This is a genomic window from Agrobacterium larrymoorei (genome assembly GCF_013322225.1).
GTDB classification, from domain to species: Bacteria; Pseudomonadota; Alphaproteobacteria; order Rhizobiales; family Rhizobiaceae; genus Agrobacterium; species Agrobacterium larrymoorei_A.
Window position 1 is genome coordinate 19,181 of sequence record NZ_JAAMFB010000027.1, and the last position, 26,006, is coordinate 45,186.

At 54.8% G+C, this 26,006-nt stretch carries 25 protein-coding genes; 12 read left to right on the top strand and 13 right to left on the bottom strand.

Features of this window, described 5'->3' with window-relative positions; all coding sequences use genetic code 11:
* The first annotated feature begins 62 nt into the window (after positions 1-62).
* Entirely contained in the window at positions 63-2,243 is a 2,181-nt protein-coding gene (locus G6L28_RS16535; RefSeq protein ID WP_174064924.1) for a TonB-dependent siderophore receptor, read from the top strand.
* A 238-nt stretch (positions 2,244-2,481) separates the two neighbouring features.
* Here G6L28_RS16535 and G6L28_RS16540 read toward each other — a convergent pair whose 3' ends face one another.
* On the bottom strand, positions 2,482-3,726 hold the full coding sequence (locus G6L28_RS16540) for an MFS transporter (protein WP_174064925.1): 1,245 nt from the start codon (positions 3,724-3,726) through the stop codon (positions 2,482-2,484).
* A gap of 277 nt (positions 3,727-4,003) precedes the next feature.
* Here G6L28_RS16540 and G6L28_RS16545 point away from each other — a divergent pair, with 277 nt between their 5' ends.
* Positions 4,004-6,235, top strand: a complete 2,232-nt coding sequence (locus tag G6L28_RS16545) for a methyl-accepting chemotaxis protein (protein WP_174064926.1) — start codon at positions 4,004-4,006, stop codon at positions 6,233-6,235.
* Between the two features lie 179 nt (positions 6,236-6,414).
* Here G6L28_RS16545 and G6L28_RS16550 read toward each other — a convergent pair whose 3' ends face one another.
* The 6 genes from G6L28_RS16550 to G6L28_RS16575 form a co-directional block, all read right to left on the bottom strand.
* A complete protein-coding gene (locus G6L28_RS16550; protein ID WP_174064927.1) occupies positions 6,415-6,651 on the bottom strand; it encodes a hypothetical protein in 237 nt (78 codons plus the stop codon).
* Between the two features lie 123 nt (positions 6,652-6,774).
* Positions 6,775-7,464 (bottom strand): TfuA-like protein, encoded by a 690-nt coding sequence (locus G6L28_RS16555; protein WP_174064928.1) that lies wholly within the window; start codon positions 7,462-7,464, stop codon positions 6,775-6,777.
* Complete coding sequence (locus G6L28_RS16560) at positions 7,464-8,630, bottom strand: YcaO-like family protein (RefSeq protein WP_174064929.1); 1,167 nt, start codon at positions 8,628-8,630, stop codon at positions 7,464-7,466. The genes G6L28_RS16555 and G6L28_RS16560 overlap by 1 nt, the downstream gene beginning before the upstream one ends.
* Before the next feature lie 19 nt (positions 8,631-8,649).
* On the bottom strand, positions 8,650-8,868 hold the full coding sequence (locus G6L28_RS16565; protein WP_174064930.1) for a hypothetical protein: 219 nt from the start codon (positions 8,866-8,868) through the stop codon (positions 8,650-8,652).
* Positions 8,861-10,696, bottom strand: coding sequence for a hypothetical protein (locus G6L28_RS16570; RefSeq protein WP_174064931.1), 1,836 nt, complete (start codon positions 10,694-10,696; stop codon positions 8,861-8,863). The genes G6L28_RS16565 and G6L28_RS16570 overlap by 8 nt, the downstream gene beginning before the upstream one ends.
* Positions 10,697-10,701: 5 nt before the next feature.
* A complete protein-coding gene (locus G6L28_RS16575) occupies positions 10,702-11,139 on the bottom strand; it encodes a helix-turn-helix domain-containing protein (protein WP_174064932.1) in 438 nt (145 codons plus the stop codon).
* A gap of 416 nt (positions 11,140-11,555) precedes the next feature.
* Between G6L28_RS16575 and mbfA the strand changes: the two genes are divergently transcribed.
* Positions 11,556-12,539, top strand: coding sequence for an iron exporter MbfA (gene mbfA / locus G6L28_RS16580; protein ID WP_174064933.1), 984 nt, complete (start codon positions 11,556-11,558; stop codon positions 12,537-12,539).
* 46 nt (positions 12,540-12,585) lie between these two features.
* Here the strand turns inward: mbfA and G6L28_RS16585 are convergent, their stop codons facing one another.
* Positions 12,586-12,984 carry a RidA family protein gene (locus tag G6L28_RS16585; protein WP_174064934.1) on the bottom strand — a complete coding sequence of 133 codons (399 nt, stop codon included), beginning with the start codon at positions 12,982-12,984 and terminating at the stop codon, positions 12,586-12,588.
* Positions 12,985-13,172: 188 nt separating this feature from the next.
* Between G6L28_RS16585 and G6L28_RS16590 the strand changes: the two genes are divergently transcribed.
* Positions 13,173-13,763, top strand: a complete 591-nt coding sequence (locus G6L28_RS16590; protein ID WP_174064935.1) for a TetR/AcrR family transcriptional regulator — start codon at positions 13,173-13,175, stop codon at positions 13,761-13,763.
* Positions 13,764-13,814: 51 nt separating this feature from the next.
* On the opposite strand, the gene G6L28_RS16595 is transcribed toward G6L28_RS16590, so the two are convergent.
* Both G6L28_RS16595 and G6L28_RS16600 read right to left on the bottom strand, forming a co-directional pair.
* Positions 13,815-14,429, bottom strand: a complete 615-nt coding sequence (locus G6L28_RS16595; protein WP_174064936.1) for a transglutaminase-like cysteine peptidase — start codon at positions 14,427-14,429, stop codon at positions 13,815-13,817.
* 119 nt (positions 14,430-14,548) lie between these two features.
* Positions 14,549-15,343 (bottom strand): alpha/beta hydrolase, encoded by a 795-nt coding sequence (locus tag G6L28_RS16600; RefSeq protein ID WP_174064937.1) that lies wholly within the window; start codon positions 15,341-15,343, stop codon positions 14,549-14,551.
* Between the two features lie 178 nt (positions 15,344-15,521).
* Here G6L28_RS16600 and infC point away from each other — a divergent pair, with 178 nt between their 5' ends.
* The 7 genes from infC to G6L28_RS16635 all read left to right on the top strand — a co-directional run bounded on the left by infC (position 15,522) and on the right by G6L28_RS16635 (position 22,577).
* On the top strand, positions 15,522-16,061 hold the full coding sequence (gene infC / locus G6L28_RS16605) for a translation initiation factor IF-3 (RefSeq protein WP_027674721.1): 540 nt from the start codon (positions 15,522-15,524) through the stop codon (positions 16,059-16,061).
* 197 nt (positions 16,062-16,258) lie between these two features.
* The gene (gene rpmI, locus G6L28_RS16610) at positions 16,259-16,462 is read left to right on the top strand and encodes a 50S ribosomal protein L35 (RefSeq protein ID WP_027674722.1); all 204 of its coding nucleotides are present in this window, start codon (positions 16,259-16,261) and stop codon (positions 16,460-16,462) included.
* A gap of 40 nt (positions 16,463-16,502) precedes the next feature.
* Entirely contained in the window at positions 16,503-16,907 is a 405-nt protein-coding gene (gene rplT, locus G6L28_RS16615; RefSeq protein ID WP_027674723.1) for a 50S ribosomal protein L20, read from the top strand.
* Between the two features lie 126 nt (positions 16,908-17,033).
* The gene (locus G6L28_RS16620; RefSeq protein ID WP_174064938.1) at positions 17,034-17,912 is read left to right on the top strand and encodes a lipopolysaccharide kinase InaA family protein; all 879 of its coding nucleotides are present in this window, start codon (positions 17,034-17,036) and stop codon (positions 17,910-17,912) included.
* Positions 17,905-18,987, top strand: a complete 1,083-nt coding sequence (pheS, locus tag G6L28_RS16625) for a phenylalanine--tRNA ligase subunit alpha (protein WP_174064939.1) — start codon at positions 17,905-17,907, stop codon at positions 18,985-18,987. Before G6L28_RS16620 ends, pheS begins: the two co-directional genes overlap by 8 nt.
* Positions 18,988-19,013: 26 nt before the next feature.
* Positions 19,014-21,437, top strand: a complete 2,424-nt coding sequence (gene pheT / locus G6L28_RS16630; RefSeq protein ID WP_174064940.1) for a phenylalanine--tRNA ligase subunit beta — start codon at positions 19,014-19,016, stop codon at positions 21,435-21,437.
* Between the two features lie 108 nt (positions 21,438-21,545).
* Complete coding sequence (locus tag G6L28_RS16635; RefSeq protein ID WP_174064941.1) at positions 21,546-22,577, top strand: GSU2403 family nucleotidyltransferase fold protein; 1,032 nt, start codon at positions 21,546-21,548, stop codon at positions 22,575-22,577.
* A gap of 16 nt (positions 22,578-22,593) precedes the next feature.
* Here G6L28_RS16635 and G6L28_RS16640 read toward each other — a convergent pair whose 3' ends face one another.
* A complete protein-coding gene (locus tag G6L28_RS16640) occupies positions 22,594-23,595 on the bottom strand; it encodes an aldo/keto reductase (protein WP_174064942.1) in 1,002 nt (333 codons plus the stop codon).
* 109 nt (positions 23,596-23,704) lie between these two features.
* Here G6L28_RS16640 and G6L28_RS16645 point away from each other — a divergent pair, with 109 nt between their 5' ends.
* A complete protein-coding gene (locus G6L28_RS16645; protein ID WP_174064943.1) occupies positions 23,705-24,595 on the top strand; it encodes a LysR family transcriptional regulator in 891 nt (296 codons plus the stop codon).
* Here G6L28_RS16645 and G6L28_RS16650 read toward each other — a convergent pair.
* Both G6L28_RS16650 and G6L28_RS16655 read right to left on the bottom strand, forming a co-directional pair.
* Positions 24,585-25,028, bottom strand: coding sequence for a GNAT family N-acetyltransferase (locus G6L28_RS16650; RefSeq protein WP_174064944.1), 444 nt, complete (start codon positions 25,026-25,028; stop codon positions 24,585-24,587). The two genes, G6L28_RS16645 and G6L28_RS16650, sit on opposite strands and share 11 nt — an antisense overlap.
* Positions 25,029-25,979 (bottom strand): aldo/keto reductase, encoded by a 951-nt coding sequence (locus tag G6L28_RS16655; RefSeq protein WP_174064945.1) that lies wholly within the window; start codon positions 25,977-25,979, stop codon positions 25,029-25,031.
* Between the last annotated feature and the right edge of the window lie 27 nt (positions 25,980-26,006).

A 26,006-nucleotide genomic window follows, 5' to 3' on the forward strand; every position in this document is an offset into this window, starting at 1 on the left:
AATAAGAGGAATTTTGCACGTCTAAGTCGACGCCTACGGTTGCGTGGGATGGAGAGGGAAATATGAGTTTGAATAGGAAAAATTTGGATTTTAAAGGACGAGGTCTTCCACGAGGCTTGGTGTCGGGCTCGGTGGTCATCTCGCTTTTGTCGTCCGTTTCTGCATACGCGCAGCAGTCACCGGTAACGCTGGAAAAGATCACGATCCAGGCCGCTGACGATAACGAGCAGCTACCGCAGAGCGAGGGGTACATTACCTACAAGACGAGATCCGGCTCCAAGACGGGTACATCCATCATGGATATTCCCCAGTCTGTTTCGACCGTCACGCAGAAGGAACTGACGACCCAAAATCCAAGAAGTCTTCTGGATGCGCTGGATTACTCGCCGGGAGTGCGCTCAGACACATTTGGCTTCGATCCGCGTATGGATACCTTCAACATACGTGGTTTCGATTCTTACAATAACGGCATATTCCGTGACGGCTTGCGCCAGATCAGCGGTGGCGTGGGCTTTTTCAAGAACGAGCCATACGGCATTGAGGAACTTACAATCCTGAAAGGCTCAAGCTCTTCCCTCTACGGTGGAAGCAGTGCGGGTGGTATAGTTGATATTACAACCAAGCGCCCGACGGAAGACACTCGACGCGAGGTAGAGGTGCAATACGGATCGCATGCGAGAAAAGATGTGCGCTTCGATCTTTCCGGTCCGGCTGGATCAAGTGACTCGGTGCTATATCGTGTGACAGGCCTTGCTCGCGACGCGGATACCGAACGCCTGGGAGTCAAAGACGACCGCCTTTTCATCGCTCCGGCGATTACCTGGAAGCGCGACGAAGATACATCGTTGACCGTTCTCGGCGAGTATATGAACTTCGAGACTGGCGGCTCTGCAACCTTCTGGAACTACCCGGTCAACCGCATAACCGATGTCTCCTTCGGTGATTCGTCATATAATGAGAACCACCAAATTCAAAAGCGCATTGGATACGAGTTCAAACATCGCTTCAACGACACATTTGAATTCCGGCAAAACGCGCGTTACTCTGAAATAAAGATAGCCTACGAGTATCTCGATCTCGGCCCTTACAATGACCCCACTTTGCAAACGCCACTACCACGCAGGGCGGGTTACATTGAATATGATATGAATCAGTTTGCGATCGACAACCAACTCCAGGCAGATTTCAGTACCGGACCTTTCGAACATACTTTGCTGGTGGGCGCTGAAGCGAGTTGGTTTGACTATAAAAGCGCATCTGGACTGGCTGCGGCAGGCTCAGCTCCTCCTTTAAACCCATTGAACCCTGTTTATGGTCAATTCATTGCTCGCCCTGCTCTACAGTGGTTGGTGGACCAAGATCATCGTTCACGCGGCCTATATATTCAGGATCAAATCCGCTACGACTCGTGGCTTCTGACGGTGGCTGCACGTAAGGACTGGGTTGACCTGACCTCTGACACTTCGAATTACAACACGGGTGTCAGTGTCGCCGCTTCCGATCAGTCCTCAAGTAAGACAACCTATCGTGTTGGCCTCAGTTATGAGACAGCTTTCGGGTTGACGCCGTACGTCAATCACTCAACGTCCTTCTTCCTCTCCCCCGGCACGACAGGCGCCAATGAGCCCTTCAAGCCAACGACTGCGGAAAGCTATGAAGCTGGCTTCAAGTACCTAATTCCCGGGACTGATGTATTAATCAACGCGTCCGTTTTCGACATCAATCAGAAAAATGGCGTATTCTACGAGATCGTTGGTGGTAATTCGACAGCGATGCAGCGGGGAGAGCTAAATGCTCGTGGCCTTGAACTCGAAGCGCTTGCGAACCTTGATAATGGCATTGGTCTACGCGCCGGATACCAATATCTCGATATGGAAATCAAGGAGGGTGAAGTCGGAACCGCTGGCAATCGCCAGTCGGGGGTTCCGTATTACACATTCTCCCTTTGGGGTGACTACACGATCGACAATGGCTTCGCAGAAGGGCTCGGCTTTGGTGCAGGTCTCAGGGTTGTGGGCAAAAGTGCAGGTGACAATCTCAACACCTTCGAAAATGCTTCTCGCGTATTTGTAGATGCCGCTCTCACCTATGATTTCGGCAAGAAGAACGAGGACCTGAAGGGCTTGCAGTTCCAGCTAAACGCGAAGAACATCTTCGACACTCAAAAGGCTACCTGCGCCAATAACTTCTGCAACCTCGATGGCGGTAGATATGTTGTCGGCAGTCTGAAATACAGCTTCTAAGCTTTGCGGCAGCACGTGACGCCTCATGAAAAACGACGCGCACCATCAAAAGCTGCAGTGCGGGAGATGATCAAAGTGTCGCAATCGGCTTAGTTATTTTGGGGGCTGAGTTGTACAAACTCAGCCCCCACTTTATTGCCGACAAAGCAAATGGACTGCGCTTCCTCAGATCACGAGAAATACGATTGATATCCCGAGATGTCGTTCACTTCGGGACCCAAGGTTAGCCAAGCCACGGTCAAATGCTTTTGGCCGGACCTTCTTCTTTCATGTGACGGTTGAGCATTATGATTGCGAGTGCTGCGCAGGAGGATATGGCGGCGGCGCTAAGGAACGAGAAACGATAGCCATATTCTGCGGTAATAAATGCGGTCCCAATTCCGCCAGCCATACCGACCATCGCATCAATGCACTGGAATAGTGTGAAATCAATGCCTGCCTGTCGTGGGTCGGACCACTTCATGAAACGTGAATAGAGTGCGACGAAACCTACGGACATAATGCCGGATGAACTGGCAATGGCTACCGCCATGACGATGGTTTGGGGAAATTCGCGATGAATGCTGATATAGGCCAGAAAAATCAAAAATACGATCTGCAAGCAGATTGATAGCAATATGACAGGGAACGAGCCGAATATGCGCACAAGCGCTCCTCCGAGCACGGCGCCACCAAAGCCGACGATCATGCTTCCGACCCCGTTCAACGTCCCGATGGTAACAAGGTCGAAGCCATAATCCACTAGAAAGGGCCCAAGCATCGAGAGGCCCCATTTTTGAGCCGCCACGTAAATAGCCGTGATAAGAAGACCAACTCGGACCTCGCGCCGTGCCAGTGCGGATTTGATCGAGGGTATGTGCTGACGTGTTTCGTTTCGAATATGCCGCGGCGCGGTGATGAGAAACGGGATGGCGATCAATATAACCAGTGCAGCGACTGAAAGCGTTGCAGCCTTCCAGCCGTATGTTTCCACAACTATCAGGAACAGGCCTGCGCCTATTGCCGATCCCAGATACGAGCCACCGACCTGTGCTGCATTTCCCCATCCCAGATCCTTCTCCGCCAGGGTTTCTACTGCATATCCGTCACATGCAATATCCACGGTTGCAGCCGTGAAGGCGATGAAAGACAGGATAACGATGACGGTAATGATGGGCGCCGGGCCTATAAATGCCAATACAGCCAGTCCCAAAGCGCAGACCGCTACGCCAACTCCCACGATTTGAGGTGATCGATTTTTGCCCACTTTTGGTAAACGGTAGCGCTCCACATGGGACGACCAGAGGAACTTGAGCGCCCACGGCAAGACAACAAGATATAAAAGTCCAATTTGATCAAGCGGTAAACCAAAGGATCGCAGTACTGCTGGAAGCCCTAGAAACGTCAGTCCGCCGATGATGCTCTGTCCGACATAAAGCCCACCTACCGCGATGAAAACGGTGAGCGGGGAGGGCGTGCTTGGAGTGGTCAGGTGAAAATTCATCGTAGCAACCGGGATGTGAAAAATGCGGGAAACGACTCGGTGAAACCGAACGCGTAAATATGATTTACGTATTCATGTATTTGCTTTTGTCTCTGCCATCAACGTCGCGATGGCGAGCTGAGGCGGGTCCTGCCCCTGAAAATTATTAGGCAATCTATCCGTTTGTTAGTGGAGTCTTAGATAATGCGGAGGATTATCGCCGCGCAGTTGTGAAAAACGGCGTGGAGAACGTGACGACCATTGATGGAGATGGGGCGCTCACGCGTGGAGGAAGTTAATGACGTTTTCGGTTCGGAACATACTTGTCGGCGTATTTGCCGTTTTCAGCTTCGCTGTGATGGGATTGATGGGAAATCAGCTTTTCCAGGAAATCACCGTACAGCAGAACTCAAAGCGGCTCTCCGATCTTGCCGAACTCGACAGGTCACTGTTCGATGCATTGTTGGGCATGCGCGGTGAACGAGGTGGCCTCGCTTCCGCAATCAAGCTTGAGCCCGCTGACATGGCCTCCACGCGCAAGAACATCGATGATGGCAGACGTGATTTGGACGCTGCTTTTGTTGGCGTGAAAGCCGTTGCGGAGCGCGCTGAACCTGCGGAGCTGAAAACAGCCCTGTCGCCCATTTTTGCCAAATATGAGACGTGGCTCTCCTACCGCGCACCGCTGGACGCAGCATTGACGAAAAGTGCGAAGGATCGCGATGCTGCACTTGGCAAGACCGTTCTCGGTTTGGCTGATCAGATGCTGCTCGATCTGGAAAAGGCGGCTTATCGGGTTGAAGCAGCGATTACCGCGCGCGATCCTGCCATGACGATCTTCACACAGTTGCGGTCTCTTGCCTGGACCTCGCGTACGCAACTTGGCTCTGCGAACTCCACGCTCGTTGGCGCGGTCATCTCCAAACAGCCGCTATCGCCTGAAAAGTTGGCTGAAATCGCCGTTCAGGATGCCCGCGTATTTTTGGCATGGAGCGTGATTTCGCAGATCGTCAGCAGCAGCGCTACGCCACAATCCATTCGTGACCTTCATAAAAATGCGGAGGACATCTATTTCTCCGGCGCCTACGCGCAGCAGAAGTCAGACCTGATCAAAGCTTCCCAGGAAGGTAAAGCATTCGAGATGAATGTTGATGACTGGCGAAAGCCCGCCGCCCCTGCTCAAGCTTCCGTAGCTGAAATTGCATCTGCATCGTTAAAGGAAATGACGGTCGTTACGGCGGATCGGGTTTCCGAGGCAACGCGCTTTATCGTTATCTATGGCACGGCAACATTCATTGCCCTGCTTCTGTCCGTTCTCGGTTTTTCCACGATCATCTTCCGAATTGCCAATCCAATTACTCAGCTGACTGGCTCCATGCGCAAACTTGCGAGTGGTGACCTTATGGTTGACGTTCCCGGCGCCACGCGGCGAGATGAAATTGGCGACATGGCCCGCGCCGTCGAAGTATTCCGTGAAGCGTCCATCCAAAACAGGGAGATGGAAGTCGAGGCTGCACGAGTTCGCGAAGCCGGCGAAGCCGAACGCGTGGAAATTCAGCGTCGGGTGGAAGCAGATGCCGAGCTGCGGCTTACACAGGCAACCTCCGGTCTTGCCGTCGGTCTGCGCTCTCTGGCTTCCGGCGATCTCTCCTATCAGATCGACGAGGTCTTCGCGGAGCGGTTCGAAGCTCTTCGCCATGATTTCAACAGTTCGGTTCACCAGTTGCGCAGTGCATTGGAAGGCGTGAACAAGTCAGCCTTGAGTGTAAGAACCGGCAGCGGAGAAATCTCCAGCGCATCGGACCAGCTCGCCAAGCGCACCGAACAACAGGCCGCTTCCCTCGAAGAAACCGCCGCTGCACTTGAAGAAGTAACGACCAACGTACGCCAGACATCTGACCGCGCCGCAGAAGCACGGGAAATGGTGCGCGATGCAAGCCAGAGAGCGGAAGTTTCCAGCTCGGTGGTTTCGAACGCGATCAATGCGATGGGCAAGATCGAAAACGCGTCTCAGCAAATCGGCCAGATCATCGGCGTCATCAACGACATTGCGTTCCAGACCAATCTTCTGGCTCTCAACGCCGGTGTGGAAGCAGCACGAGCGGGAGAAGCAGGCAAGGGCTTCGCTGTTGTTGCCCAGGAAGTTCGCGAGCTTGCTCAACGATCAGCCAACGCCGCTAAAGAAATCAAAACACTGATTGGAAATTCCGAGGCGGCGGTTTTGGAAGGGGTCACGCTCGTCAACAATACTGGCGATGGTCTGAAGGAAATCTCTGAACTCGTCGCGGCAATCAATCAGCATATGGATGCAATCGCAGTTTCCGCGCGGGAACAGGCCTCCGGCCTTTCGGAAATCAATACATCGGTCAACCATATGGATCAGGTGACGCAACAGAATGCAGCGATGGTCGAAGAGATGAATGCCGCGGGTGCTGGACTTGCACAGGAAAGTGAAAGATTGTCGGATCTGCTTTCACAATTCGAGGTTCAGCAAAATCCTCACACAACGAGGCGTCGCCTAGCGGCGTAACCTCTCTAAGTCTGTGTTGAACCAGACGCTTCGGTGTTAGAGAAGTACGCGACGTAGAGCGGCAGAGCTATGCCATAGTAAATGAAAGCGAAAGACGTCGGGATGGCTCGGTTTTATAGTCATCCCGCCTTTATGACGTCATAGCCGCAGCCGACGAACGTCGGCTTTATAGACTTTGCTCAGCAACGACCCACGGGTCTGCTGGACAAGTTGATAATGTCTTCGGTGGATAATTCCGGAGATAGTTCACCTTGAAGTGAAGACTGCAAGGATTGGCGGGCAACATCGATATACCAGCTGGCGGATGCCGCCCCGAGCGCTTCCGCCGCGCTTTCTGCGTAAGATAGCAAGTTGATCAGGGCAAGATACTCGTCCTGCCGCTCACTGATGTCGCTGTCCGTTTGTAAAATAGTCATCTAGATACCATCGCCCCAGGTTTCGATAGGCCTTTGTAAGCGGAAACTTTCTGGAAGGCGCGTTGCAAAACCGTTGCACACGTTCTGCTTGATATACGGTGCTCACGGCCATAGTGAACAACTTCACATGTATAATTTTCGGAACATGGGCGTGGCGTTAAACTGCCACTCCTTCGGTTGTGGTGCAGCAGCTGGCCCGTTGAATTCATTCAGAAGTTGGAGAGAATCAATTTTCTTCTGATCCGTCCAGCATTGGTCGATAACTGGTTTTACTTCTTCATAATCGAGACCTGCTTCGGTCAATACGCATTTCCAGCTTCGTTGCTTGAAGAAAATCCTACGCGCGGCATCATGGATGCGCTGACATATTTTGGCATCCAGCATCTGCTTTGCGGAAATTGTGGAAAGGGTTGCGTCCAGATTGACCAAGGGGATGGTGAGGTGTGGGTAGCCGAGCTTTTCCGGGCCATAGAGCAGAGCCACATCCGAATCATCGTCCCTACGGCCTGACATATAATCCTCGAAAATTGCCCCAACGCCCACCATGCCAAAAGCCGCGCATTCGCAGGCTCGCAGAGCGCCCATGCTGGCAGCGCCCAAAACGGTTATGTCGCGCGACAAGGCGAAAAGTATCTCCTTGTGCCAGACGGGAGCCGCGTAATTAAACTGGCCGTCGATGAGGCCGATACGGCTTGCTCCATCGGCCACGGCGCGCATGATGTCACCTTGGCAGGCAGGCGGTCGAATTTCGATGTCGTTAGCAACGATACGATGCGCTCCCGGGAGACTGGGGCCGACGAACAAGACTTTCATTAAAACGCCTTGGATAGTGCCCGACTGCCGTAACGCCGCTGTCGCTCTCCGTCGGGATTTTCGAGTTGTGGGGCGATTACTTTGGTCACCGATACCGGCAGCCAGTCGGGCGTCATGTCGACTGCATAAATCTGGTCTATCCCTGCCATCTCCATCCTGCCTAGTACATGGTCAATTGCGCTGCGTGTGGATTGGGCCGGTATTGATGGAAGGGCGGTCAAGGATGATGTCGAAACTGCGTCCAATGCGGCAAGCGTACCCATGTCGGCCTTATGATCGAATATGTCAGGCCGTAAATCATCTCTCGCGCCTGCAATGAACGTCATTCTGGATTGGACAGCCTCCGTCACAGCACGCATGGCGGCGATGGAGGGCAGGGTCGATGCTCCGGCACCGAGCGTCACGTCGACATATCGGATATTTTCTTTTCCTGAGCGTTTGGCTGGGCCGAGCAAGGCTACGACACAGGGCACCTGAATATCGCTGGTGATGTCGAACAGGGCAATATCGAGGCCTGCGTGGTCGATCCTGCCGAGGGCGTCCCTTAAGGAAGCATCAGAAATCCCGTCTGTGTCGATGCGGCGTGCATAACGGCGATCAGCTGGCGTCATCTGCCAAAGCGTCAACGCGTCGCGCTCGATCCGCTCCAGCAAGCCATGTAGTAAAGCTTCATCCAGCGTATTGCCTGAGGCCAATCCATCTGACGAAATCCAGTATCTGGGTGAAGTCCTTGTTCTGTCGAGATGGATGGCGTCGAAAGGCAACCAGACCTGATCATCTGTTCTTAGATCCCGGGCCAGCGCCCACGTAACCGGCTCCGCCGGTTCGACAGGTTTCGCTCCAAGAGCCAGAAGGCTGTCCAGTCTATCGAACCTTTGCCCTTGATCCGCCAGTGCAAGTGCCGTGCTCGTCAAAAGTTTGCATCGGGGGTTGGTGGCGACAGCTCGCTCGATTGCTTCCATTGCCGCAGAGGCTTTGGCCGCCTCGTCATCAAGGCCTTTTCCCTGGGCAATAACAATGGATTTGGCATTGGGTGTAAACGCACACCAGACCGGGATGCCGATTTCATCAAGACCTGTCTGTCTCGCTAGGCGGGTGATCCCAAGCTGTTTGAAAAATGGCGAAACCCGTTTTAGGGTTTCGCTTGGAGAGCAGATGCGTTCCATTCTATTTCAAGCGAAACAATCAGCCTTCGTGAAGGCTGGCGGCGACGCCGGCAGCAGAGGTAATGGCGACTGCGAAGTCCACACCCTTAATGGTCGAAACGCCGCGTGCGCGCAACGCATCGGCTTTTGCCAGATCGTCCGACAAGGGCTCCACCACGCGGGTCAGTGTTCCGGCTTCGATATCCGCAAGCCACAAACCTTCTTCGCCTTCGATCCCCAAAATTACGACTTTAGACAAGACTTACCCCTTTACCAAAACCAGCCCTAACAAGGCCTTCCCTGTATAGTTGCGTTTGCCACGCTTCTTTATGTGGTATGAGTTGCAGCCAGCGGTCAAGATCGAAGTCGGGATTATCTTCCATAACCTTCATCCGATAGGAGCGCGCCTTGTCCTGATCTCCGAGCATGGCCCAGCTCGCGGCCGCCAGACGAGAGGCGGGACGTTTATCCTTCATCCTGTCAATATAACCGGTGGCCTGTTCGTATTCTTGTAGAAAGTAACTCGCCCCGGCAGCAGTCCAGTAATATGTGTCCGGTGAGATTGGATTAAGATCGATGGCATGCCTGATTTTCGACAGTGCGTTCTGGGGATTGCTCCCATGGATCAAGCTATCGGCATGGCTGCAAAGAACATCAGCATATTGCGGGCTAAGCTCCTCTGCTTGCCCCAGTGCGTCAAGGCTTTCATCTATTTTACCCATGTAGAGACGGCTGACACCAAGTTCCTTATAGCCGGTGGAGAAACTCTGATCTTCGTCAATGGCCCGTTCAGCGAATTGTTCTGCTTTCGCCAAAAGATCGGCATCGCCGCGCGCGGTCAGTATCCATTCCATGGTGAGAGTCCGGGAGATGCCCGCCAAAGCAGCGGAAAAATCCTTACCGTGGTCCAGCGCCTCCCTGAAATGCTTGCGGGCGCGCCGTAGCGAGGGCAGGCTGATCGTGGAGAGATTTTGTGAGCCTTTCAGATAAAGAAAATAGGCTTCCGGCCTGCGCACGAAATCGCCGACCGCTCTTTGATGAGCGCCGATCCGCGCGGTCAGGACGTCCTGAATGACCTGTACGATCTCGATCCTTTGTGCTGCGACTGCGGCTGGCGCCAACTGAAACCTCGCAGCCCATATGATTTCGTCTGTCGGCATAAAGATAAGCTGGACGAAGAGTTGATCGTCATACCGTCTGCTATCAAGCGCATAGACCACCCGATGCTTTTCGAGCATCAGCGCCTTGTCCTTGGATGCCTGAATGCGCTCCGAAGTATAAGGCGCGACGATGGAGACCAGCTTGTTGGAACACAGGCTGATCGTCAGATCCTCGATCAACGCGTTAGCAACGGAGCCTCCAGATTTCGCATCCTTCAATGTATCGGGCGGCAGCAGAGCCAGACGTGGGAGCACTAAGTCGGATTGAGTGGTGTGTTCAAACTTCGGCATACCGGTGGCAGTCGCCTCGGCGTAGACGAGGCTTGCGCCGGCACCGTTTGGATGCGCAGGACGGGATACGCTTTTTCTTATCTCGTCGTCGTGCGGGTTGGCTTCCAGCAAAATCACCGCTGCACGCTTCAACGGCGTTGCGCCCCGTTCACGCAGTTCAGGATCGGAATCGACTTCCATCACGTATGATCGAAGGCTACTGAGCAGCCGGACCCGGACATCTCTCACCCAGATGTCGACCGCGGTCTTGCCTTCGCCCATGGAGGGGAGAAATTGCCTTGCAACTGCGTCGGTCGCTGCTTCCAGCCGCAGCATCGCATCGCTGATCGACCTGAAGGCAAGATCGCATTCTACAGCTTCTGTGTTCAAGCGAACGATGTTGCCTTCCTGCAGAAGCAAGGGCTGGCCGAGATGCTCCGTCGCCTTTGCAAGGCGGCGTAGGGTGGAACGAAGATTCGTGGCGGCAGCTTCCTGATTGCCTGGCCAGAAAAGGCTGGCTAGGTCGCGACGGGCAACCGAGGTTCCAATATCGTAAAGATATGCTGCAATCAAAAGCGAAGCTGTAGGGGCTCCTAGAACCTGGCCGTCGCGTTGTTCAAGAACGCAACGTCCGAGAGTGGCCAGCCTGTAAACCATGGCAATCAGTGCGCCGAGGACGCGTTTTCATGGCTTTCTACGGTTTGCACAGATGCTTTCTCTTCGCTACCGAGAGACTGGATTAGATCCAGAACTCGGCGACGGACCTGCTTGTCTTCTATAGAGGTATACGCCTTTACCAGCGAAATTCCCTCTCTGGAGTTCATGAATTGTGCAATCGTGCTCGGCACGGCAAGAGGCTTCGTTTCCAGTGGACCCGGGCCACCTTCAAAGAAATAGGAAACGTGAACGTCGAGCAGTTCAGATATGTGCTGAAGGCGGCTGGCACCTACCCTGTTTGTGCCTTTTTCGTACTTCTGTACCTGCTGGAAGGTTATTCCCAACCCGTCACCAAGTTTCTCCTGGCTTATGCCGAGCATTACTCGGCGTAGACGGATGCGTGATCCGACGTGAATATCAATGGAATTCGGTGACTTTTTCATCACTAGGCCCCTAAACTGGAAATTGTGCCTATGATCGCTCTAAATTATCTTTCGTGCAATATCGATTATGTTCTCGGTTCTCGTTTATACAGCCTGCTTTGAACCGTTCGATATGTGCTGCTGATTTTGGTGTCGCGGCAATCAAGGCGTTGCCCTTCGAGGCCACGATTACGCTGGGTTCTACGTCATCAGCACAAATCGCCGTGCAAAAGGTTGAAGTCGCCTGTGCCAATGCACGGTGATGCGACGCTAGGGACACCAAATTTTCGGTGATGCCGCCGGCCGCCTTCCGCTCATTAAAAACTGTTCAATGCGCTAAACTTGGGTGGATATTTTGCGTTCTTTAGAATGATTCTAACTGCTTGCATTTCTTGACGAGATTGATAGATTAGAACAATTCTAAAAAGGGTCGCAAGATGTTCCGTAGGTTATTTTTCTCTTCACGTCGCCCATTTTCATCCCTGAATGAGCAGGAAATTCTGGCGCTTGCGATCTCTTCCGAGGAGGACGACTCCAGGATTTATCGTTCCTACGCCCAGCATCTTCGCATCCAATATCCACAGACTGCTAAGGTCTTCGAGGATATGGCCGAGGTAGAGCAGACCCACCGGAATCTCCTCATCGAGAGACATCGTGAAGCGTTCGGCGAGGTCATTCCGCTGATCCGGCGTGAGCATGTCCGAGGCTTTTACGAGCGTGCTCCGGATTGGTTGGTGCAGAACCAGTCACTTGAGAAAATGCGTGAGCAGGCGGAACTCATGGAAGCGCAGGCGATCCGTTTTTATGACCAGGCACAGATGCGGGTGACCGACGCTTCGACTCGAAAGCTGTTGGGCGATCTGGCCGATGCTGAACGGGGACACGAAGATATTGCCAGTATGCTTAGCGACAAACACCTGCCCGAAGACGCCAAGGCCGAAGAGGACGAGACAGCGAAGCGTCGATTTTTGCTGACCTATGTGCAGCCGGGTCTGGCGGGCCTCATGGATGGATCGGTTTCAACGCTGGCGCCGATTTTTGCGGCGGCCTTCGCGACGCAAGACACCTGGCAGACCTTTCTAATCGGTCTGTCGGCCTCGGTCGGTGCTGGTATATCCATGGGCTTTACCGAAGCCGCCCATGACGATGGGAAGCTTTCCGGTCGTGGTTCGCCACTGAAACGCGGTATGGCTTCCGGCATCATGACCGCCGTCGGCGGTTTGGGCCACGCGCTACCTTATCTTATTCCGCATTTTTGGACCGCGACCGCAATCGCGGCTATCGTCGTTTTCGTCGAGTTGTGGGCCATCGCATTCATCCAGAACCGTTTCATGGAAACGCCATTTCTACGCGCCGCCTTTCAGGTGGTGCTGGGTGGTTCGCTGGTGCTGGCTGCGGGTATCATCATCGGCAATGGATGATGAGATAATGGGCTCGCGACAATCGCGAACCCATTCACCCTTGCAGTTAAACCGTCTGCGGTAGACGCGCGATGACCTTGATCTCGAAGTCAAAGCCCGCAAGCCAGGTTACGCCGACTGCGGTCCAGTTCGGATACGGCTTAGTCGAGAAGGCTTTTTCCTTGACCTTCATAATGGTTTCGAACTGGTTTTGGGGATCGGTGTGAAAAGTTGTCACATCGATGATATCATCGAAGGTCGCACCCGCCGCGGCGAGTACGGCCTTGAGATTGTCGAAAGCACGCTGCACCTGATCAGCAAAATCCGGTTCCGGGGAGCCATCTTCACGACTGCCGACCTGGCCGGAGACGAACAGCAAATCTCCTGATTTGATGGCGGCAGAATATCCATGGGCCTCGTAAAGTGCATGGCGATTTGGTGGAAAAACAACTTCGCGTTTTGTCATTGTCTGAACTCCTTAATTTGGGACAGCGTCATCCGGTCCGCGCCAACGATGGTTGAGCGCAAGCGTCTGGCCAATGCTGTTTCAATGGCGAAGCCAATCTGATATACGCTCCGTATGTCTAATATGGAGCATACGTCGCGTATGTCAATAAGGATACGCGACGTATGTTAGATTAAGGGTGCATTGGAATGGCAAGAACGCGGGCAGAGATGGTCCAGGAGACACGCGCAAAACTGATCGCCGCAGCACGAAAAGCGTTTGCGTCCAAGGGCTACGCCGGATCTTCCATGGATGATTTGACCGCCGAGGCCGAGTTGACGCGTGGTGCGCTCTACCATAACTTCGGTGACAAGAAGGGCCTGCTACAAGCCGTCATCGATCAAATCGATGCGGAAATGCTGGCGCGCATGCGTGTGGTTCAAGAGCAGGCGGAGACGCCGTGGCTTGGGCTGCTTGCCGAAAGCACGGCCTATATCGAGATGGCGCTCGAGCCAGAAATACAGCGTATCATGCTGCTGGATGGTCCCGCAGTATTGGGTGATCCTGCCAAATGGCCCAATCAGACCGCTTGCCTGCGCAGGATTGAAAAAGTCGTACAATCGCTGATTGATGACGGCACGTTGAAAAAGCTGGATGCCCGTGCTGCGACATGGCTGCTGAATGGCGCCGTACTGAACGCTGCTTTGTGGATAGCAGCCTCGGAAGATCCGAAAACTGCCTTCTCACAGGCTATAGAGGCGTTCCGCCACATGGCATCTGGTCTGCTTGCGGAACACTAATCTCTCAGGGATACCCGCTCTGGCGGATGAGTTGCGCCAGAGTGATGGCGCTTATCGCAATGCACCGACCAGAACGTCGCGTCCGTCTTCAATGGAGACCCAGCGGCCAGTGTTGAACGACGCCTGACGCTTGAGAAAGGTATAGTTGGTCTCGGTCCAGAGCTTAACTTCGTTCGACAGGTTGTCGAGAATGAAGTCGCCATCCGTGGTGCGCAGGGTCAGCACCGCATGACCTTCGCCATCCGGCTTGCGGACAACGGCTATGAGCAGGTCAGAAACGGCAAAGCCCTTCTCCACCAGTTTCTTGCGCTTCAGGAGAACGAAATCTTCGCAGTCGCCCGCAGTCTTCGGATATTCCCAGACCTCATCCTTGCCGTAGACTTCCTGATCGGTCATGGCAACGATGGTGGTGTTTACTTCCGTATTGATGTCCCGGACGACCTTCCAGCCGTATTCCGTAACGCGCGGTGGCGGGGTCAGTTTGCTGCGAATATCGCACTCGGATGCGTATTTCTGGCAAAACTCGTAATGGCCGATAGGCTGGGAGGTAATGCCTCCAGTTACCATGGCTGGGCTACCCTTGTTTTCTGCCTGCACGGAAGCCGCAGAAAGTAGTCCGGCCGCAACTGCTACAAGCAGAGCACGCGCCCGCGGTGCGTTCATCATGAAACCCGTCCCTTAAAGTCTTAACGAAGTGTTAAGAGAAATAGGGGGCGGGTGTCAATCGGAACTCGGATCTGATGAATGCAAGATGAATAATATGGTTAAGACCGTTGCCGATTTGCCTAGGAAATAAGGCCTCTGACGGCAGATAGCATGCGATCTATGTCCTGCGGACGAGACAGGCGGTGGTCGCCGTCGCGGATGAGGCTGAGTACGACATCGTCAGCGGGCAGGTGTTCCATGAGTCTCAGCGCGTGATGATATGGAACGTCCTCGTCACGCATTCCCTGCAAAATGTGAACCGGGCAGCCAGTCTCGATTACGCCCTTGAGTACGAGGTTCTGACGCCCGTCCTCCAGAAGATCGCGCGTGAAGATGTTGGGCTCGGGGCTATATTCGGACGGCTCTTCGAAATAACCGCGTTCAGCCAGAGACGCTTTTTCAGCTTCTGAGAGATTTGGCTCGATCAGTTCGGCGGTGAAATCCGGTGCAGGCGCAATCAGTACGAGACCAGCGACGGATGGACCGTTTTCATGCGCACGCAGTTCCTCGATAAGCCGCAGCGCTATCCAGCCCCCCATCGATGAGCCGATCAGGACGACACGTTTCGGTGCTTTGTGTTTCAGCACTGCAACCGATTCTTCCAGCCAGCGGGAAATCGTGCCCTTGGCGAAATCGCCTTTCGACGCTCCATGGCCGGAATAATCCAGCCGAATGCAGGAGAGACCAGCTTCGTCGGCAAAACGGTCGAGTTCGACAGCCTTCGTTCCGGTCATGTCGGAACGGTAGCCTCCGAGCCAGACCAGTGCAGGTCGCTCATCTTCGGTCCTTGCAGGGCGTGACAGGATGGCGATCTCGCGGGCGGCTTCGCTGTTACCGACAACTATATACTCTATGTTTTGCTCGGCATTTGTCATGTCATCCTCCTGATTTTTTCCTCTCTGTAGAACAGATTCGTAAAAACCACGACAGGAGGTGATTTTTTTGCTGGGACGTGCTATTGACTTCGCGGCGGCATTCACGACATTTCCGCCATTTGCACCGACAAGCTGTTTTTGCCGACGCGATCCCGAAACAGATCAGGAGAATACGACCATTCGCAGACCGTTCAAAGCCGATGCCCCCGTTAAGGAAGGCCCGCGCTCAAACAGGGAAATTCGAATTCCCAAAGTTCAGCTGATTGATGAAGAAGGCCAGAACCTCGGCGTGATGCCGACGGATCAGGCGCTAAAGATGGCGGAAGAGGCCGGTCTTGATCTTGTCGAGATTTCGCCGAACGCAGAACCGCCTGTTTGCAAGATTCTCGATCTCGGTAAGCTGAAATACTCGACCCAGAAAAAAGCGGCCGAAGCGCGTAAGAAGCAGAAGATCGTTGAAGTCAAAGAAATCAAGATGCGCCCGAACATCGACACCCATGACTATGAGGTGAAGATGAAGGCGATGAACCGTTTCTTCGATGAAGGCGACAAGGTAAAGGTGACGCTGAAGTTCCGTGGCCGTGAAATGGCCCACCAGGAACTCGGAATGAAGCTTCTTCTGCAGGTTAAGGAAGATACCCTGGCCATTGCTAAGGTTGAAGCCGAGCCCAAGCTCGAAGGCCGCCAGATGATGATGGTGCTTGCACCCAAGGCGTAAGCGGGACGCGCAGTTGCGCGTTTCCAGCTGGGTTTCCCATTCTCGCAGGGGAAGTTTTTCTTCCCCGTTGCGCTTTTTATCAACTGCGGTTATAAGCGCGCGTCCGAACGGTCCGGCAGGGCATGCCGAGTCCGTTCCTGAATAGCTTGAAGCAGGCTTCGTCTGCCTGTTTCGATACAAAATAATGGAGTAGCAAAATGCCCAAGATGAAGACGAAATCCGCTGCAAAGAAGCGGTTCAAGATCACTGGCACCGGCAAGGTTCTCGCAGCCGCCGCCGGTAAGCGCCACGGCATGATCAAGCGTTCCAACAAGTTCATTCGCGACGCGCGCGGAACCATGGTTCTGGCCGAAGCTGACGGCAAAAAGGTCGTCAAGAACTACCTGCCGAACGGTCTCTAAGACTTTTCCGCATTTTTGGACACTTTAAGGAGATCATGACATGGCACGCGTAAAACGTGGCGTAACTTCCCGCGCCAAGCACACCAAGACACTCAAGGCAGCCAAGGGCTTCTACGGCCGTCGCAAGAACACCATCCGCGCAGCTAAGGCAGCGGTGGATCGTTCCAAGCAGTACGCTTACCGCGACCGCAAGGTCAACAAGCGCAACTTCCGCGCTCTGTGGATCCAGCGTATCAACGCTGCTGTTCGCGAATTCGGCCTGACCTATGGCCGCTTCATCGACGGCCTGAACAAGGCTGGCATCGAAGTCGACCGTAAGGTTCTGTCCGACATGGCTATCCATGAGCCGGCAGCTTTCGGCGCTCTCGTAGACGCCGCGAAGAAGGCTCTTGAGTACCTCAAGGATGCAGGTACGGCCAACGAGTTTGAATCCGCTGTAAAGTAATTACGGCGCGGACAAATTGTTGTTCATTGAGACCCGCGCCGGGCAACCGGTGCGGGTTTCGCTTTGATAGCGTTACAGCGCTGTGCGTCCTTTGGGACGCGTAATGCGTTATCCGACAGGAAGAGAATGCTGCAGTCCGCCGATCCGACAGAGAGGGAGAGAGGCTTCCACGTCCATCTTGAGGACGCGGATATTGCCGCGCTCATGCAAACTCTTCTGACGAGCGACCGGCGCATTCAACAGTTGCAGCTTTCCGTCGGCTCGGTCTGGATCAAGCGGCAGGGAACGGAAAAGGCGCCGCTTTGGGTGAAGCTGCAGGCACTGTTCGCCTCTCTGCTCCCCTATAAATTTCTCAAACCGTCCCCCATTCTCAAGCCAAGCGAAATGATGGCGCGCGAAAAGCGCAGAATGATCGAATTCGATAGAGCAGGTTTCGCCGTTCCCGAGATCATTTACGCTTCGGAAACCGCAATCGTGCTTTCTGACGTGGGTGACACTGTTCAGCGGACTTTGAAGGTGCTGCGGGGACAGGGCAGTGACGCCCATGATCCGCTTCTGGTCGATGCGGCTGCCGCCATTGGTGATCTCCACGCCGCAGGTTTATGCCATGGAAGGCCGCATGTCCGAGACTTCTTTCTGCGTGATGGCCAAATCGGCTTCATGGATTTCGAGGAAGAGCCGCAGGCCGTGATGCCGCTGTCCACCGCGCAGGCAAGGGATCTCTGGCTACTGTTTCTACCGCTGACAACGCTTGCCAGGGACGCCGAAAAGACACTTCCTGCGGCTTACAATGCCTGGGCATCCCGCGCTCCGGCAGGAGCAATCGCGGAATTGCGTCGATTGGTGCATGTCCTTAGCCGATTTTTGCCGCTCGCCCGGTTGATTGGGCGCGTGCAGATGGGTAGTGATCTGCAACGCTTTATCTTGGCGACCGACTTTCTTAAAGATGCTGTGAAAACCGAAGCCGCTGGCAACAAACCCGGCGAGGCAGGAAAAGATGACTGAACTGGACACTTTGAAATCGCAACTGATGTCGGACATCGCCGCAGCCGGAGATGAGGCCGCTATCGAGGCCGTGCGCGTTTCGGCGCTGGGCAAGAAGGGCTCCGTTTCAGAACTTCTGAAGACGTTGGGCGCCATGACGCCCGAAGAGCGCCAGACGCGCGGAGCCGCGATCAACCAGTTGAAGAACGAGGTGACGGACGTCATCACGGCGCGCAAGAGCGAACTTAAGGATGCCGCTATCGACGAGCGCTTGAAGGCCGAGACGCTTGATGTCAGCCTGCCGGTTCGCCAGTCTCCGGCAGAACGCGGTCGCATCCACCCGATCAGCCAGATCGTCGATGAGATCACCGCGATCTTCGCAGATATGGGCTTCTCCATCGCTGAAGGCCCGGATATCGAAACCGATTACTATAACTTTACAGCACTGAATTTCCCGGAGGGCCATCCGGCGCGCGAAATGCATGACACCTTCTTCTTCCAGCCGGATGAAAAGGGTGAGCGCAAGGTACTGCGCACGCATACTTCTCCGGTGCAGGTCCGCACCATGGAGAGCCAGAAGCCGCCGATCCGCATCGTCATTCCCGGCAAGACCTATCGTCAGGACTCGGATGCGACCCATTCGCCGATGTTCCATCAGGTCGAAGGCCTCGTCATCGACAAAAAGGCGCATGTCGGCAATCTGCGCTGGATTCTGGAAGAATTCTGCAAGACCTTCTTTGAGGTCGACAGCGTCGTCATGCGCTTCCGCCCGTCCTTCTTCCCCTTTACGGAGCCAAGCTTCGAAGTGGATATCCAGTGCGACCGCTCCGGCCCGATCGTGAAGTTCGGCGAAGGCAAGGACTGGATGGAAATCCTCGGCTGCGGCATGGTGCATCCCAACGTGCTGCGCGCCGGCGGGCTGGATCCGGATGAATATCAGGGCTTTGCCTGGGGCATGGGCCTCGACCGTATCGCCATGCTGAAATACGGCATGCCGGACCTGCGCGATTTCTTCAACGCCGATGTTCGCTGGATGAACCATTACGGCTTCCGCCCCCTCGACATGCCGACTTTGTTCGGCGGTCTGAGCGTCTGATCGGTCAAGTCGAGGAGTAAACTATTATGAAATTCACACTCTCCTGGCTGAAAGAGCATCTCGATACGGATGCGTCGCTGGACCAGATTTGCGAGCGCCTGACCGCGATTGGTCTCGAGGTCGAGGATGTCGATGACAAGGCGGCCTATAAGCCGTTCGTCATCGCCAAGGTTCTGTCGGCTGAAAAGCATCCAGAGGCTGACCGTCTGAAGGTTCTGTCGGTTGATGCGGGTGACGGCAAGCCGGTGCAGATCGTCTGCGGTGCGCCGAATGCCCGCGCTGGTCTCGTCGGTGCGCTTGCGCGTCCGGGCACCTATGTTCCGGGCATCGATGTCACGCTGTCGGTCGGCAAAATCCGCGGCGTCGAAAGCCACGGCATGATGTGCTCCGAGAAAGAGCTGCACATTTCTGATAGCCATGACGGCATCATCGACCTGCCGGAAGATGCGCCCGTCGGTACGTCCTTCGCGTCCTACGCCGGGCTGGACGATCCTGTCATCGAGATCAATCTGACGCCAAACCGTCCTGACTGCACCTCGATCTACGGCATCGCGCGCGATCTCGCTGCCTCCGGTCTCGGCAAGCTGAAGACCAAGGCAGCACCAAGCTTCAAGGTCGAAGGCGCAACGCCCGTCGATGTGAAGCTGGAACTGGACGACCCCGCGCTCTGCCCCGGCTTTTCGCTGCGCATCGTGCGCGGCGTGAAGAATGGCCCGAGCCCGAAGTGGATGCAGCAGCGCCTGATGGCCATCGGCCTTCGCCCTATCAATGCGCTGGTGGACATCACCAACTATATGACCTTCGATCAGGGTCGCCCGATGCACGTCTTCGACGCGGCAAAGGTCAAGGGCGATCTCACGGTGCGCCGCGCGCAGGACGGTGAAACCGTTCTGGCGCTCGATCAGCGGGAGTACAAGCTCGGCCCGAACAACGTTGTCATTTCCGACGACAACGGCGTCGAATCCATCGGCGGCGTCATGGGCGGCGAGCATTCCGGCTGCGATGAAAACACGGTTGATGTGCTGATCGAATCCGCTTTGTGGGACCCGATCAACATCGCCAAGACGGGCCGTTCGCTCGGCATCATTACCGATGCCCGCTATCGCTTCGAGCGTGGCGTCGATCCAGACTATATGGTGCCGGGTCTCGAGCGCACAACGGAACTGGTGCTGGAACTTTGCGGCGGCGTTGCCGGTGAGGCCAAAGTCGTTGGTTACAAGGGTTTTGAGCCGAAATGGATCGATTTCCCGCTGTCCGAAGTGAAGCGCCTGACGGGTCTTGAGGTTTCCGCAGAGGAAAGTCTCTCGATCCTAAAGGGGCTCGGATTTGGCGTGGAGGGTTCGGGCGAGCGCGTTTCCGTGTGCGCGCCGTCATGGCGTCCAGATGTAGATGGCAAGGCCGATCTGGTGGAAGAGGTCATGCGCATCCATGGCGTCGATAATATCAAGCCGGAACCGCTGGAAAGCTTCGGTGCCGTCAATGGCCGCATTCTGACGACGTTGCAAATCCGCACGCGCATTGCGCGCCGCGCGCTGGCAAGCCGTGGCATGCTGGAAGCGGTGACGTGGTCCTTCATCCCGGAAGCGCAGGCAAAGCTCTTCGGCGGTGGTTCTTCTGCGCTGAAGCTCGCCAATCCGATTGCGGCCGACATGTCCGATATGCGGCCTTCGCTGCTGCCCGGCCTTTTGACGGCAGCTCAGCGCAATGCCGACAAGGGTTACGGCGATGTCGCGATTTTCGAAGTCTCCGGCACTTATGAAAGTGACACGCCGGAAGGCCAGCGTCGTGTGGCTGGCGGCGTGCGTCGTGGAACGGCATCGCTTGCCGGTTCTGGTCGCATGTGGTCCAACGCTACAAAGGGCGGCGGCAAGGCTATCGATGTCTACGATGCCAAGGCCGATGCTCTGGCCGTGATCGAAGCCTGCGGGCTGCCGATGTCGAATGTGCAGATCGAAGCCGGTGCGCCTGGCTGGTACCATCCGGGCCGTTCTGGCACCATCAAGATGGGACCGAAAGTCATCCTGGGTTATTTCGGCGAATTTCATCCGAAGACGTTGGGTGAACTCGACGTTTCGGGTGCTTACTGCGGTTTCGAAATCTTTCTCGACGCCATGGCGGAGCCGAAGAAGAAAGCGACCCGCACCAAGCCAGCGCTTGAGCTTTCGCCTTTCCAGGCCGTCAAACGCGATTTCGCTTTTGTGGTGGACAGGTCGGTTGAAGCGGGCGCGATCATCAAGGCTGCAACAAGCGCCGATCGTAAGCTGGTCACCGGCGTCAACGTCTTCGACGTTTTCGAAGGTGCATCGGTTGGCGAAAACAAAAAATCCATCGCCATAGAAGTGCAGATTCAGCCGGTCGACAAGACCCTTACGGATGAGGACTTCGAAGCCCTCACCGCAAAAATCGTCGGTAACGTCGAGAAATCCACAGGTGGAGTTCTTAGAGGTTAACTTAAAAGTAAAGCCATCTTTCAAGCTTTTATGGCTTTTCTTAGCTAAGCTATTGATTTTTTTTGATTTTACACCCAAAATGGCAATATCGCGATTTTAGGTGTAAAAATGTTTGAAATCAATATGTTGAATGGAGATGATATTCGGACGTTTGTCGATGTTAGACAACGCTACGAAGCTTTGTTGCAACTTCAGCAGCACCATTGGCACAGTTTTCGCGGCACGATGCGCTATGGGGAGCGGTCCGGCAAGCAGTACTTGCTCCGCAGAATCGACAAGTCGGATCGTTCTCTGGGCGTTCGAACTGAGCAAACCGATAAATTGTTAGAAAAATTTCAGACTGAAAAGGCAGTCATCGATTCGCGGATTGCAGGCCTCAAAGCGGAAATCGAAGCGCGGGCGCCGTTGATGGTCGCGCGAGGTGTCGGCCGTCTACCATCTGTTCCGGCACGGATCATCCGTCGTCTGGATGCTGCCCGGTGGCTTGGCGAAGGTGTTGTCGTGGTCGGAACGAATGCCTTGTTTGCATATGAGGCTCTGGCCGGAGTGCGCATCGCCTCAGATGCGCTAGCAACAGAAGATGTCGATCTATTGCGAGATGCTCGCCGAAAGATCAGCTTGACTGCTAATGGCGTCAGTGAACGCGGATTGGTCGGACTGTTGCAAGATGTCGATTCGAGTTTCGCAGCAGTGCGCCAAGGAAGCTTTCGTGCCATCAACCGTAGCGGCTTTATGGTGGATTTGATCGAGCCACTTTCGAAATCGCCCTTTCAGCAAGCTATATCTGGCGTTTCCAACCATGAAGATGACCTCGTCAGCGTGGCGATTGAAGGAATGTCTTGGTTGGTCAGCGCGCCAAAAACGGAAGCGATACTTTTGGATGAAACGGGGTTGCCGTTGCGTATGGTGACGATAGATCCGAGGGTCTATGCACTTCACAAACTATGGCTTTCGGAAAAGGAAGACCGTGATCCGATTAAAAGACATCGTGATGAGCAGCAAAGTTCAATCGTGGCGCAAATTGCTCAAAACCATCTGGGTTTGAGCTTTGATGCAGATGATTTGAGCGCTCTTCCGGCTTCGCTGCGAGAGCTGAAAAACCGGCTGGAAATGTCACCAACCGCACGCTTGCAGTGGTGACATTTCCTGCTGTTGCCTACCGGCCCGCCATTTTCGCCATTTGCTCCGGGTACCGCCCGCCCGCTACCTTCGCTGGAGCCAGCAACTCACCGAGTTTCCTTGATTCTTCCGAACTGAGAGACACGTCCGCTGCTGCGACATTCTTTTCCAGGTTCGTTATCTTCGTGGTACCGGGAATAGGCACGATGAAGTCGCCTTGTGACATTACCCAGGCAAGTGCCAGTTGGCCAGCGGTCACACCCTTTTCCTCCGCCATCTGCTCGAGAAGACTGACAAGAGCTAGGTTTGCGTCGAAATTCTCAGCCTGAAAACGCGGCAGGGAGCGGCGAAAGTCTGTGTCGGATAGACCATCGAGATTTTTCAATGCACCGGTTAGAGCACCGCGGCCCAAGGGGCTGAATGGAACGAAGCCTATGCCGAGTTCCCGGCAGGTTTCCAGAACCCCGTTTTCTTCCGGGTCGCGGGTCCACAGTGAATATTCGCTCTGGATGGCAGCGATGGGATGCACTGAATGAGCTTTGCGAAGGGTTTCCGCGCTTGCCTCTGATAAGCCAAGATATCTGACTTTGCCCTGCTGAACCAGCTCTGCCATAGCGCCGACTGTCTCTTCGATGGGGACATCCGGGTCGACGCGATGCTGATAGAAGAGGTCGATGACATCAATACCAAGGCGGCGTAGCGAGGCTTCTGCAACGGCGTGGACGTTTTCAGGCCTGCCATCCGTTCCGACCATCATCTGCCCCGATGGTTTGGTGGCATCAATCTTGAAGCCGAATTTGGTGGCGATGGTTACCTTGTCCCGAAAGGGTTTCAGCCCCTTCCCCACAAGCATCTCATTCGTATAGGGACCATAAACCTCCGCTGTATCGAAAAAGGTTAGGCCGAGCTCTACGGCACGGTGAAGCGTTGCTATCGAGTTCGCTTCGTCTGAAGAGGGGCTGTAGGCGTGGCTCATGCCCATGCAGCCCAGACCAAGCGCTGAGACTGAAAGTTCGCTTCCAAGGGTTCGGTTGTCCATCATTCTCTCCATCCGTGGATTTATAAAGGTGATGCAGCCCACAATAATGCGGTTATCCGACGAAAATAATCACTGCAAATGTGAGCGGCTTGTTCTAAATCTTAGAACAATGAACCGTGTGCAGCTCTCCCAACTTGCCGTTCTGGCAGCCGTTTCCGAATGTCGCAGCTTTCGAAAGGCTGCGGCAGAATTGGGCATTGCCCCTTCAGCGGTTAGCCACGCTGTTTCCGCGCTTGAGGCAAGCCTCGGCCTGCGGCTGCTTCATCGCACAACGCGCAGTGTATCTCCGACGGAAGAGGGTAGCCAGCTTCTGCAGACGCTTGGCCCCGCTCTTTCTGATATCGATGCCGTTATTCAGACACTGGCAGAGACCACCGGAAAACCAGCGGGACCGTTGCGAGTTGCAATGCCGAGACTTGCTGCTGAAGATCTCATCGTACCAAGGCTGGGGGAGTTTCTAGCACTCTATCCCGATATTTCCTTGGAGGTCTCCACAGATGACCGGTTCGAAGACATCGTGGCCAAGGGCTTCGACGCCGGTTTGAGATTGGGAGAGCATCTCGATTCCGACATGATCGCGGTGCGGGCGAGCGGTTGGTGGCGCAGCAGGATCGTCGGATCGCCGGCATATTTCGAGCGCTATCCCAAGCCGCAGCACCCGCGCGACTTGATGCTGCACCGATGCATCAGACGCCGCTTCTCGAGCGGCAGCATCTATCGCTGGGAACTGGAGAAGGATGGCAAGCCTCTCGTCGTTGATGTGCAGGGTCCGCTGATTTTGACGGATCAAAGTTTGATCCGGCGCGCAGCGTTGGACGGTGCCGGACTAGCTTTTGTTTTCGAGCAGCGGATCAGCGAGGACGTGACTGAGGGTCGTCTCATTTCAGTTTTGGACGAATGGTGCGCGCCGTTCGATGGCTTTTACATTTACTACCCCTCGCGCCGACAGATGCGTCCGGCGCTGAGGGCTTTCGTGGATTTCTTTCGGTTCAAAGCCTGATGCGATAGCGGATATGGCCGTCACTTTCAGCGTAGCTGTCATATAGTTTGCGGGCCTGTACGTTGTCCTCGTTGGTATGCCAATAAAGACGGGACCAGCCTTTCTCATTGCAGATGGCGATGAGGTCATCGATCAGCGCGCGACCTATGCCCTTTCCGTGAACGTTGGCATCGATGAACAGGTCTTCCAGATAGCAATCCGGTGTCTTTACCCAAGTGGAATCATGGAAGTGATGAATGGCGAAGCCAGCCGTCTTTTCATCTAGAACCGCAGTTCGCATGGAAACACGGGATGCAGGATCGATGATCCTACCCCAGGTATGTTCGGTCACGTCTGGCGGCAAGTCGACTTCGTAAAAGGCAAGATAATCGTTCCACAGTTTCAACCAATCTTCCCGGTCTTCCGGGCGGGCGTAACGTATCGTCAGGCCCATTCATGCACCTGCCTTATCGAGAAGCGCGACCATCTCTTCGGTGAGTTTGAGGTCGACCGCACGTTTGAAGCTTTCAAGCTGGGAAAGGCTGGTGGCGCTGGCAATCGGGGCGGTGACTGTATTTTTCTGCAAAAGCCAGGCAAGCGCAATGTCGGCAAGCTTTGCGCCGGTTTCAGCGGCAATCGTGTCCATCGCGCCAAGAATGGCCAAGCCTTTGGCATCCAGATAGTCTGCGACACGGTAGGAGCGCGCAACCCCTTCTGTATCTGCCTTGCTACGATATTTGCCGGTTAGGAAGCCTGCGGCAAGCCCGTAATAATTGATGACACCGATCTCTTGATTGAGGCAAAGCTCAGCGAGCGCACCTTCAAATTTCTCGCGAGTATAAAGATTATACTCCGGCTGGATCACGTCATAGCGCGGCAAACCATTCTTCGCGGCGACATCCAGCGACGCTTGGAGTTGCGCGGCATCGTAGTTTGAGCAGCCGATCGCACGCACCTTGCCATCACGCCTTAATTTGTCGAATGCGCCAAGTGTCTCTTCCAACGGCACTTCCGCGTCCGGTTTATGGGCCAGGTAAAGATCGATATAGTCTGTCTGGAGGCGGCGCAGGGAATCTTCGACTGCCTGTGCGATCCATTTCGCACTGAGCCCGGTCTTGCGCTCATTGTTGTCGAAGCCGACCTTGGTTACGATGACTGCATCCTCGCGCTTCACGCTGCTCTGCTTCAGCCATTTGCCGATAATGGTTTCGGACTCGCCTCCCTGATGACCGTCCACCCATGCGGAATAGACATCTGCCGTGTCGATGGCATTGAAGCCTGCATCGAAGAAGGCATCCAGAAGCTGAAAAGAGGTCTTCTCATCCGCAGTCCAGCCGAAGACGTTGCCGCCGAATACAATCGGGGCAATGGAAAGACCGGTGCGGCCAAGTGCGCGTTTCTCCACGGGGGAACTCCTTCATTCTTTTTCTGA

What these genes read in the sequence shown, in the direction of transcription:
- G6L28_RS16535 (WP_174064924.1), top strand. Translation starts at nt 63, where the DNA reads ATGAGTTTGAATAGGAAAAATTTGGATTTTAAAGGACGAGGTCTTCCA.
- G6L28_RS16540 (WP_174064925.1), bottom strand. Translation starts at nt 3,726, where the DNA reads ATGAATTTTCACCTGACCACTCCAAGCACGCCCTCCCCGCTCACCGTT.
- G6L28_RS16545 (WP_174064926.1), top strand. Translation starts at nt 4,004, where the DNA reads ATGACGTTTTCGGTTCGGAACATACTTGTCGGCGTATTTGCCGTTTTC.
- G6L28_RS16550 (WP_174064927.1), bottom strand. Translation starts at nt 6,651, where the DNA reads ATGACTATTTTACAAACGGACAGCGACATCAGTGAGCGGCAGGACGAG.
- G6L28_RS16555 (WP_174064928.1), bottom strand. Translation starts at nt 7,464, where the DNA reads ATGAAAGTCTTGTTCGTCGGCCCCAGTCTCCCGGGAGCGCATCGTATC.
- G6L28_RS16560 (WP_174064929.1), bottom strand. Translation starts at nt 8,630, where the DNA reads ATGGAACGCATCTGCTCTCCAAGCGAAACCCTAAAACGGGTTTCGCCA.
- G6L28_RS16570 (WP_174064931.1), bottom strand. Translation starts at nt 10,696, where the DNA reads ATGGTTTACAGGCTGGCCACTCTCGGACGTTGCGTTCTTGAACAACGC.
- G6L28_RS16575 (WP_174064932.1), bottom strand. Translation starts at nt 11,139, where the DNA reads ATGAAAAAGTCACCGAATTCCATTGATATTCACGTCGGATCACGCATC.
- mbfA (WP_174064933.1), top strand. Translation starts at nt 11,556, where the DNA reads ATGTTCCGTAGGTTATTTTTCTCTTCACGTCGCCCATTTTCATCCCTG.
- G6L28_RS16585 (WP_174064934.1), bottom strand. Translation starts at nt 12,984, where the DNA reads ATGACAAAACGCGAAGTTGTTTTTCCACCAAATCGCCATGCACTTTAC.
- G6L28_RS16590 (WP_174064935.1), top strand. Translation starts at nt 13,173, where the DNA reads ATGGCAAGAACGCGGGCAGAGATGGTCCAGGAGACACGCGCAAAACTG.
- G6L28_RS16595 (WP_174064936.1), bottom strand. Translation starts at nt 14,429, where the DNA reads ATGATGAACGCACCGCGGGCGCGTGCTCTGCTTGTAGCAGTTGCGGCC.
- G6L28_RS16600 (WP_174064937.1), bottom strand. Translation starts at nt 15,343, where the DNA reads ATGACAAATGCCGAGCAAAACATAGAGTATATAGTTGTCGGTAACAGC.
- rpmI (WP_027674722.1), top strand. Translation starts at nt 16,259, where the DNA reads ATGCCCAAGATGAAGACGAAATCCGCTGCAAAGAAGCGGTTCAAGATC.
- rplT (WP_027674723.1), top strand. Translation starts at nt 16,503, where the DNA reads ATGGCACGCGTAAAACGTGGCGTAACTTCCCGCGCCAAGCACACCAAG.
- G6L28_RS16620 (WP_174064938.1), top strand. Translation starts at nt 17,034, where the DNA reads ATGCTGCAGTCCGCCGATCCGACAGAGAGGGAGAGAGGCTTCCACGTC.
- pheS (WP_174064939.1), top strand. Translation starts at nt 17,905, where the DNA reads ATGACTGAACTGGACACTTTGAAATCGCAACTGATGTCGGACATCGCC.
- pheT (WP_174064940.1), top strand. Translation starts at nt 19,014, where the DNA reads ATGAAATTCACACTCTCCTGGCTGAAAGAGCATCTCGATACGGATGCG.
- G6L28_RS16635 (WP_174064941.1), top strand. Translation starts at nt 21,546, where the DNA reads ATGTTTGAAATCAATATGTTGAATGGAGATGATATTCGGACGTTTGTC.
- G6L28_RS16640 (WP_174064942.1), bottom strand. Translation starts at nt 23,595, where the DNA reads ATGGACAACCGAACCCTTGGAAGCGAACTTTCAGTCTCAGCGCTTGGT.
- G6L28_RS16645 (WP_174064943.1), top strand. Translation starts at nt 23,705, where the DNA reads ATGAACCGTGTGCAGCTCTCCCAACTTGCCGTTCTGGCAGCCGTTTCC.
- G6L28_RS16650 (WP_174064944.1), bottom strand. Translation starts at nt 25,028, where the DNA reads ATGGGCCTGACGATACGTTACGCCCGCCCGGAAGACCGGGAAGATTGG.